6 protein-coding genes are annotated in these 7,748 nt (G+C 71.9%); 3 read left to right on the plus strand and 3 right to left on the minus strand.

Going from position 1 to position 7,748, the window contains the following annotated elements:
• Positions 1-270: 270 nt before the first annotated feature.
• The gene (locus D7V80_RS39185) at positions 271-969 is read left to right on the plus strand and encodes a bifunctional 2-polyprenyl-6-hydroxyphenol methylase/3-demethylubiquinol 3-O-methyltransferase UbiG (RefSeq protein WP_120592901.1); all 699 of its coding nucleotides are present in this window, start codon (positions 271-273) and stop codon (positions 967-969) included.
• Between the two features lie 6 nt (positions 970-975).
• On the opposite strand, the gene D7V80_RS39190 is transcribed toward D7V80_RS39185, so the two are convergent.
• Together D7V80_RS39190 and D7V80_RS39195 are read right to left on the minus strand one after the other, a co-directional pair.
• On the minus strand, positions 976-1,689 hold the full coding sequence (locus D7V80_RS39190) for a response regulator transcription factor (RefSeq protein WP_120592902.1): 714 nt from the start codon (positions 1,687-1,689) through the stop codon (positions 976-978).
• A complete protein-coding gene (locus D7V80_RS39195; protein ID WP_120592903.1) occupies positions 1,686-3,218 on the minus strand; it encodes a cell wall metabolism sensor histidine kinase WalK in 1,533 nt (510 codons plus the stop codon). The genes D7V80_RS39190 and D7V80_RS39195 overlap by 4 nt, the downstream gene beginning before the upstream one ends.
• 258 nt (positions 3,219-3,476) lie before the next feature.
• Between D7V80_RS39195 and D7V80_RS39200 the strand changes: the two genes are divergently transcribed.
• Both D7V80_RS39200 and D7V80_RS39205 read left to right on the plus strand, forming a co-directional pair.
• Positions 3,477-5,513, plus strand: coding sequence for a c-type cytochrome (locus D7V80_RS39200; RefSeq protein ID WP_120592904.1), 2,037 nt, complete (start codon positions 3,477-3,479; stop codon positions 5,511-5,513).
• A 104-nt stretch (positions 5,514-5,617) separates the two neighbouring features.
• Positions 5,618-6,724: a hypothetical protein gene (locus tag D7V80_RS39205; RefSeq protein ID WP_120592905.1), complete on the plus strand. Its 1,107-nt coding sequence runs from the start codon at positions 5,618-5,620 to the stop codon at positions 6,722-6,724.
• Between the two features lie 20 nt (positions 6,725-6,744).
• Here D7V80_RS39205 and D7V80_RS39210 read toward each other — a convergent pair whose 3' ends face one another.
• Positions 6,745-7,437, minus strand: a complete 693-nt coding sequence (locus D7V80_RS39210; protein ID WP_199738975.1) for a hypothetical protein — start codon at positions 7,435-7,437, stop codon at positions 6,745-6,747.
• Positions 7,438-7,748 lie beyond the last annotated feature (311 nt).

Genomic DNA, 7,748 nt, shown 5'->3' on the forward strand with positions numbered 1-7,748 from the left:
CCCCAGCGCTCCCGCCAGGAGGAGCGCCCCCGTCCACCGCCACCCGTGCTTCATATGCCGCCCACCTCACACTGGTCCGGGGAAGGTCCCCCGGCGCGAAACCATTGTTCGCGGCCATCAAGGCAAGGAGGGTGCCAGCCCCCGGGGGCCGGTCACCGTCGGGGCACTGGCAGTGTGCGTCGGTTGAGCGACACCGGGTGGGCAACCCCTTACCCATTGTGTGAACGCCGGAGTCCCGGAGCGCCCCGCAACCGTGCTAGGGCCTGGGCAATGGCTGGGAACGACGCACGCGGCCGCACCCCGCTGTCCCTCGTGGGACAGGAGCCGGACCTCGTCTTCTACACACGGCAGGCGACCGAACACGGCGGGCCCGTGCTCGTGCTGGGCGCCGCCAATGGCCGGGTGCCGTGGGCGCTGGCGGGCCACGGCTTCTCCACCGTGGGGGTGGACCCCTCGGAGACGATGATCCGCTCCGCCGAGGAGCGCCGCGCCTCCGAGTCCCCGGACGTCTCCGAGCGCACGCGCCTCATCACCGCGGACCCCCGCGCGCTGCGGCTGCCGGAGCAGTTCTCCCTGGTGCTCGCCCCGCAGCACGCGCTGGGCCTGATGTCCGGCCGCGACGACCTGGAGGCGTTCCTCGCCACCGTGCGCCACCACCTGGCCCCCGGCGGCACCTTCATCTACGACGTGCTCAACGCCCCGCGCGAACCCGTGCTGCCTCGCGACGACGACGAGCCCGGCGCCGCCGTGGAGCCCCGCCGCCCCCTCTTCGCCCTGCACCTGCGCGAGCGGCGTCCGCCGGGCGGCCAGAGCCCCATCCGCCGCCTCAAGCTGAAGCACTTCCTGCCGGAGGAGCTGGAGAGCGCCCTCAGCGCCAGCGGCCTCACGCTGCGCGAGCGCTACGGCCGCTTCGACGGCAAGCCCTTCGACCTGGAGGACCTGCGCCAGATTGGCGTCGCCGGGGCGTGAGCGGCTCTATCGCTCGAAGCGGTAGCCCAGGCCGCGCACGGTGAGGAAGTGCCGGGGCGCCTCCGGGTCGGCCTCGAACTTCAGCCGCAGCTGGCGCATGAAGTTGTCCACCGTGCGCGCGCTGCCCTCGTAGTGGTAGCCCCACGCGCCGGACAGGAGCTCCTCGCGCGTGAAGGTGCGGCCCGGGTGGGCGAGGAAGTGCGCCAGCAGCTTGAACTCCTGCGCCGTCAGCTCCACCGGCTGCCCGTCGCGAGCCACCGTGCGCTGGGACAGGTCCACCTTCACGTCCCCGAACGTCACCGGCGGCGGCGTGATGCCCGTGGCCCCGAACCTGCGGCGCAGCACCGCCTTGATGCGCGCGAGCAGCTCCTGGAGCCCGAACGGCTTCACCACGTAGTCGTCCGCGCCCAGGTTGAGACCCAATATCTTGTCCGACTCCTGGCCTCGCGCGGACAGCACCACCACGGGCGTGTCCCGGCCGCGCTGGCGCAGCTCGCGGATGACCTCGTAGCCGTTCATCTCCGGCAGCATCAGGTCCAGCACCAACAGGTCCGGCGCCTCGTCCAGCGCCTTGGCCAGGCCCGTGCGGCCGTCCTGGGCCTGAATCACTTCGTAGCCTTCGAAGCGCAGGTTCATGGATACGCCGGTGAGGATGGACAGGTCGTCCTCCACCACCAGGATGCGCTGGGGCTTCTCCTCTTGGGGGACGGACGTGCTCATGCGCGGCCCACCGGGAGCTGGAGGGTGAAGCAGCTGCCCTGGCCGGGCTCGCTCTCCACGGTGATGCGGCCGCCGTGCGCGTCCACGATGCGCTTGCTGATGGCGAGCCCCAGGCCGCTGCCCTCCGTCTTGCGCGTGAGCAGGTTGTCCACCCGGTAGAAGCGCTCGAAGATGCGCTTGCGGTCCTTCCTGGCGATTCCCACTCCGTTGTCCTCCACCGACAGGTTCACGTATCCGCCGTCTCTCTGTGCCCGGAGGGCGATTCTGCGGTGGGTGGGCCCACTGTACTTGTAGGCATTCTGCAACAGGTTGAGCAGCGCGCCCGCCACCGCGACCCGGTCCACCTCCACGGGGGGCAGCCCGTCCTCCACCTTCACGGTGAACTCCATGCCGTCGCCGTGCCGCTGCGTGCGGAAGGCCGCCACCGCCACGTCCACCACGTCCGTCACCGGCAGGGACTCGCGCTGGTACACCTTGCGGCCGCTCTCGATGCGCGCCCAGTCCAGCACCCGATCGATGAGGTCCGACAGGCGCTCGGTCTCCTTCGTGAGCAGGTTCAGCACCTCCTGCTGCTGCGCCGGGTCCTTCAGCCGGCCCAGGGCCAGCGTCTCGATGAACATCCGGATGGAGGTGAGCGGCGTGCGCAGCTCATGGCTCACCAGCGACACGAAGTCCGTCTTCATGCGCGACAGGCGCGCCTCGCGGTAGAGCACGCGGGCGGTGTAGCCCACGCCGAAGGTGAGCGTCAGGTAGAACAGGCCCAGGAGCACGCCGTACACGACGCGGTTGCGCGTGGAGGCGCTCGCCACGGGGTCCTCGCCCAGGGGCAGCACCACCAGGCGGAAGTCCTGCAAGGGCGCGGACAGCACCCGCTCCGCGAGCACCGGCGGCCCCAGCGCGTTCTGCCGCGCCTGGGCCACCTCCGACATCAGCCGGTTGACGATGCCGCCCTCGCTGGACGTGTCGCGCGGCACGGGCAGCAGCGTGAAGCGCACCGGCTCCGACGTGGCCCGCCCCTGCGCCTTGTCCGACAGGAGCCCGTCCAGGGCCACGCCCGACAGCCGCACGCCCCGCACGGTGGCGCCCTGGCGCTCGGCGGCCACCATCACCGCGCGGCCGTTCGTGGCGAGCGAGAAGACGGTGGGCACCGTGGGCAGCGAGGCGGCCTCCGGCACCAGCGCCGCCAGGGCCTCCGCCAGCTGCGGATCCTTCGTGCGCACCAGGCCGTTCTCCACGTGGAAGGTGCCGTCCGGGTCGGACAGCTCCTGGTCATCCGGCAGGAGGAAGGCCAGCCGCTCGGAGTCCACGCGCTCCAACCGTCCGCTGCTGAGTGCGCGGGGCACCTCCGCGGACAGGTCCGCCAGCGTCCCCCGCCACGCGGCCTCCAGGCGTTTCTCCACCGCGGCGCGCTCGTTGATGATGGCCACGACGCCGAAGCCGGACAGGCCGGCCGAGGGCAGCACGACCAGCAGGATGAGCAGCGCGAACGTGCGCCGGAAGCTGAGGATGACGGGCGCGGGACGAGACACGGCCCCCCGTGTCTACACGCGACGGAGGCCGGGTGCTCGCGGCTTTTCGGGGGGAGGGGGGAGTCTTCCCGACATTGTCCGGAGCCATACGGCGCGTGGAGAGGCCGTCGACTTCAGGGGGCCGACTGGGCGAGCATGCGGCCCTCGGGAAGGCGTGTGTGCAGGGCCGGCACGCTTCCGGACAGGCCGTGGGGCATGCGCGCGGGGTGGGGCCGGAGGCGCGCGCGAAAGCCTTCGCGGGAGGGGATGGCATTTCCGATGCGACGGCAGGGATGGGCCGCGCTGTGCGCGGTGACGACGCTGGTGCTGTCGGGTTGCAAGGAGCGCGAGGTCGCGGGCACCTGGAGCAATGCCTCCGGGTCCGTGGCGCTCAGCCGGGACGACTCACTGCTCTATGTGGTGGACGCGGACAACGGCATCCTCGCCGTGGTGGACACCGCGCGCCGGGAGAAGGTGTCCGAGGTGCGGGTGGGCCCGCGTCCGGAGCGCGTGACGGTGGGCCCGGACGACACCGTGTACGTGACGAACCGGGGCGGCCGGAGCGTGTCCGTCATCCGCAAGGGTGACGCGGTGGAGGCCGCGCGCGTCCCGGTGGGCGTGGAGCCCACGGGGATGGCGCTGTCGCCGGATGGCAGCACGCTGTACGTGGTGAACAGCGCCATGCGTGAGTCCGCCGCGAGGGGCAGCCTCACCGCCATCGACACGGGCACGCTCACGGCGCGCTGGGAGCTGCCGCTGGGCGAGGAGCCGCGCGGCATCGCGCTCTTGGAGGATGGCCGCAAGGCGGCGGTGTCGCTGTTCCGGCAGGGCGACGTGATGACGGTGGACCTGTCGGACGCGAACCATCCCCAGGTGATGCGAAGCGGCACGGACCTGCTCGCGAGGGCCAACCGGCCGTCGGCCCCTGGAGCCTTCGGGGCTCCCTCGCCGTTCGATGAGCCGCTACCCGTGGAGACGGGCCCGCGCTCCTTCCGGTCGCGCGGCATGGTGGACCTGTTGAGCGCTCCGGATGGGCGGCGCCTCTTCGCGCCGGTGCTGTGGTCGCGCGAAGACCCCCTGGGTGGACCCGTGGACGGCCGCGGCCCCAAAATGGGGGACTCCATGTACGGCGGCGGGACGCCCTGTGGCGCGGCGGCCGGGGGCGGCGTGGTGGCCGCGGGCCTCATCACCTTCGACACGGAGGACGAAGCGCCCCGGCCGGTGGTGGACGACCTGGACGAGTGCAAGCCGCCGCCGGAGGAGAAGCCGGACTACCCCACGTCGCTCATCGCGAGCCCCTTGTTCGATATGCCCCTGCAGGGGCCGGCGGCGGCGGTGGTGGACCCCACGGGCGCGTGGCTGTTCCTGGTGAACCAGGACTCGAACAACGTGGCCATCCTGCCTTCGTGGCGCCGCTCCGGTTCGGACCTGGTGAATGAGACGAGCCCGGTGCGGCAGTTGATTGCCGTGGGGGCGGGGCCCAACGGCATCGCGCTCACGCGGGACGGGCGCAAGGCGTACGTCTACAACGCGTTCGACCACACGGTCAGCACGCTGGGGTCCAGCGGCAACCCATGGGGCGACATCCACGAGGAGGGCGAGCGCCTGGTCATCGCGGGCGACACGCTGTCGCCGCTGGCTGCGGAGGGCCGGCGGTTGTTCTTCAGCGCGGTGGATGCGCGGATGACCAGCCCGTCCGTGGCGGTGTCCTGCGCGTCGTGCCACCTGGAGGGCCGCGAGGACGGCCACGTGTGGGGCTTCCCGGATGGGCCGCGCCAGACGCCCAGCCTGGCGGGGCGCATGACCACGGCCACGGCGCCCTTCCACTGGAGCGGCGAGTTCTCCGCGCTGGGGGACTTCATGAACGCCACGGTGAAGGACCGCATGGGCGGCCAGGTGCTGAACGAGGACACGGTGGCGAAGCTGGGGGCGTTCATCGACGCCATCCCCGCGACGGACAACCCGTTCCGGGGAGAGCCGCTGACGGAGTCCCAGGCGCGCGGGGCCGCCCTCTTCACGCAGGCGAAGTGCGACACGTGCCACACGGGCGCGGCGCTCACGGACAACCGCAACGTGGACGTGGGCACGTTCGTGCTCTCGGGCGTGCTGCAGGACGCGAAGGCGGTCATCAAGGCGGGGCTCAACACGCCGTCGCTCCTGGGCGTGGGCCGCACCGCGCCGTACCTGCATGACGGCAGCGCGCCCACGCTCAAGGCCCGCCTGCTGAACGGCCGCGAGACGAACCTGCACGGCACGACGGCGGGGCTGTCCGACGAGGACGTGGACGACCTGGTGGCGTACCTGGAGACGCTGTAGCGGAAGGGAGCGAACCGCACCGGCGCGGCCCCTCCCTCGGGAGCTGGCCGCGCCGTGCAGGGGCTTGCCTGAGCCATGCCGCGAGGGCATGAAGCCCCTCGCTCATGGGGCCCTCCTCGCAGGCGGATCCGCTCCGTCTCAAGTTCGCGTCTTCGCCCTGGGGGCTCGTGGGGGTGCTGCTGGTCCACCACTTCGGGCTCTGGGCCTGGACGGCCTGGCGCCGGGACCTCCCGCTGCTCCTGGTGTTGGATCGCTGGGACTCGCACCACTACAGCACGCTGGTCCTGGACGGTTACACGTGGCCGCTCTGGGCCTTCCTGCCGCTGTACCCGGGCCTTGTCTGGCTGGTGCGGCAGGGGCTGGGGGGCACGCTGCCGCCCCAGGTCGTCGGCGCGGTCCTGTCCACGGCCTGTCTGCTGGGCTTCGTCGCATGGAACACCCACCAGGCGCGGCAGGGGCCGGTGCGCGAAGGGATGACGGCCCGGACGCCTTGGGGGTGGTTCGTCTTCCTCTACGGACCCGCCAGCTTCGCGCTCCACTCGCACCACACGGAGGGGCTCTTCCTGCTCCTGTCGTTCGGGGCCCTGGCGTGTGCTTCGCGTGGGCAGCTCCTGCCCTCCGCCGTGCTGGTTTCACTCTGCATCTTCACCCGGAACCAGGGCTGCTTCGTGGCGATCACCGCCGCGCTCCTGGCCGCCCTGCGCGAGCCGACGTGGCGCGAGCGCTTCGTGCGGTTTGGCCTCATGGGGTGTCTGGCGCTGGTGGCGTTCGGAGGGCTGCTCTTCTTCGAGTGGAGCCGCTCCGGTGATCCCTTCATGTTCTTGAAGGCCCAGCGCGAGTGGAATCACGTGGACTCGCTCTGGGGCACCATCCGGGGACTGTGGTTCGGCAACCCCTGGCACAAGGGCTTCAACGGCTGGCTTTGGCTGCGCAATGTCTTCGGCGCGGCGTGGCTGGTGTTCGGGGTGATGTTGTGGCGCCGCGACCGGGCCCTGGGCCTGTATGCCCTGCTGTCGCTCCTGGTGATGCTGCCCCAAGGCGACCTGGGAAATGCCTTCCGCTTTGGCGCGGTGCTCTTCCCGGTCATGTTCGTCGCGGGCGACTGGCTGGCCACGCGTCCCAAGGCGCTGCGCTGGACGGTGGCGCTGCTGCTCGTGTGGCTCAACCACAAGGCCACGCATGCCTATGCCATCGGCAGGTGGCCCTACTGAGTGGGGCCGCGCGTTGCCGGTTACCGTGCCGCGGGCTTTGGTGCCATGGACGGCGGCGCGGAGAGCAGGTCCGGCGAGCCCGAGCGCGGCGCGGTGAGGCTGTCCAGCGGCTCCAGCGGCGCATCCAGGAGGAGGCTGTCCCCCGCGTCCGCCGGAAGCTCCGTGCCCGCGTCCGCCGTGGCATCCCCCACGCCGTGATTCGACGTCACCGCGAGCCGCGCCACGTCCATCGCACGGTCGGGGTCGTCCCCCAGCCAGGTCACCACCACCACGCATGGCGTGTCGTCATCCCACGCCATCACCTGCGTCATGCCCTGCACGGGGTTGCGGCGCGCGGCGGCGCGGCCCAGCGCCGGAATCTCCTCACCCCCCGCGTTCAACGTGGGCGCGAGCAGCGCGCGCACATCCGCGCTCGCGTAGCTCGGCTGGCAGTCATACGCCACCGACACGATCAGGTCCGCCTGCGCCGCGGAACGCAGCGAGCACACGGGCCCGCACGCGGGACACGCGCGCTCCTCCTTCATCGTGAAGCCGTTCAGCGTCAGGTCGCGCAGGTCCGCCGGCAGCAATTCCTCGCACGAGGGCAGCGTCAGCGTGGACGGCCGCCCCGGCAGCCCGATGGCCCCCGCGTCCGACGCGTGCGTGCCCGCACCGGGCCTGCTGCACGCGCCCAGGGCGAGCGCCATCAGCAGTGCACCCCGTCCGAACCTCATCCCGTTGGCTCTCCTCACCGACGCCATGCGCGCGGCGCGGATGGTAGACCGTGCCCGGCCCCCGTCATCAGCATTGTGGCGCGGCTGCCGCTTTCCGGACGCGACCGGATGGCGGGGGAGAGGTCGGGCAGGCCGGCCTCGTTCACGGCCGGAGCGTGGGCTAGGCTGCCTGCCTTCCACCACCATGCGCTTCCCCGGTCTCCTCAGCCTGTCGCTCCTGGCCCTGGCGCCGGCCCTCTCCGCCCGGGCCCAGACGTCCAGTCCGCCTCCCCGGAGCGCGCCCCCCGACGAGTCCTGGAGCGAACCCGGCA

Source organism: Corallococcus sp. CA054B, from assembly GCF_003611625.1.
GTDB lineage: Bacteria > Myxococcota > Myxococcia > Myxococcales > Myxococcaceae > Corallococcus > Corallococcus coralloides.

Coding starts and splice junctions, on each gene's coding strand:
- D7V80_RS39210 (WP_199738975.1), bottom strand. CDS start 7,437: ATGAGGTTCGGACGGGGTGCACTGCTGATGGCGCTCGCCCTGGGCGCG.
- D7V80_RS39190 (WP_120592902.1), bottom strand. CDS start 1,689: ATGAGCACGTCCGTCCCCCAAGAGGAGAAGCCCCAGCGCATCCTGGTG.
- D7V80_RS39200 (WP_120592904.1), top strand. CDS start 3,477: ATGCGACGGCAGGGATGGGCCGCGCTGTGCGCGGTGACGACGCTGGTG.
- D7V80_RS39185 (WP_120592901.1), top strand. CDS start 271: ATGGCTGGGAACGACGCACGCGGCCGCACCCCGCTGTCCCTCGTGGGA.
- D7V80_RS39205 (WP_120592905.1), top strand. CDS start 5,618: ATGGGGCCCTCCTCGCAGGCGGATCCGCTCCGTCTCAAGTTCGCGTCT.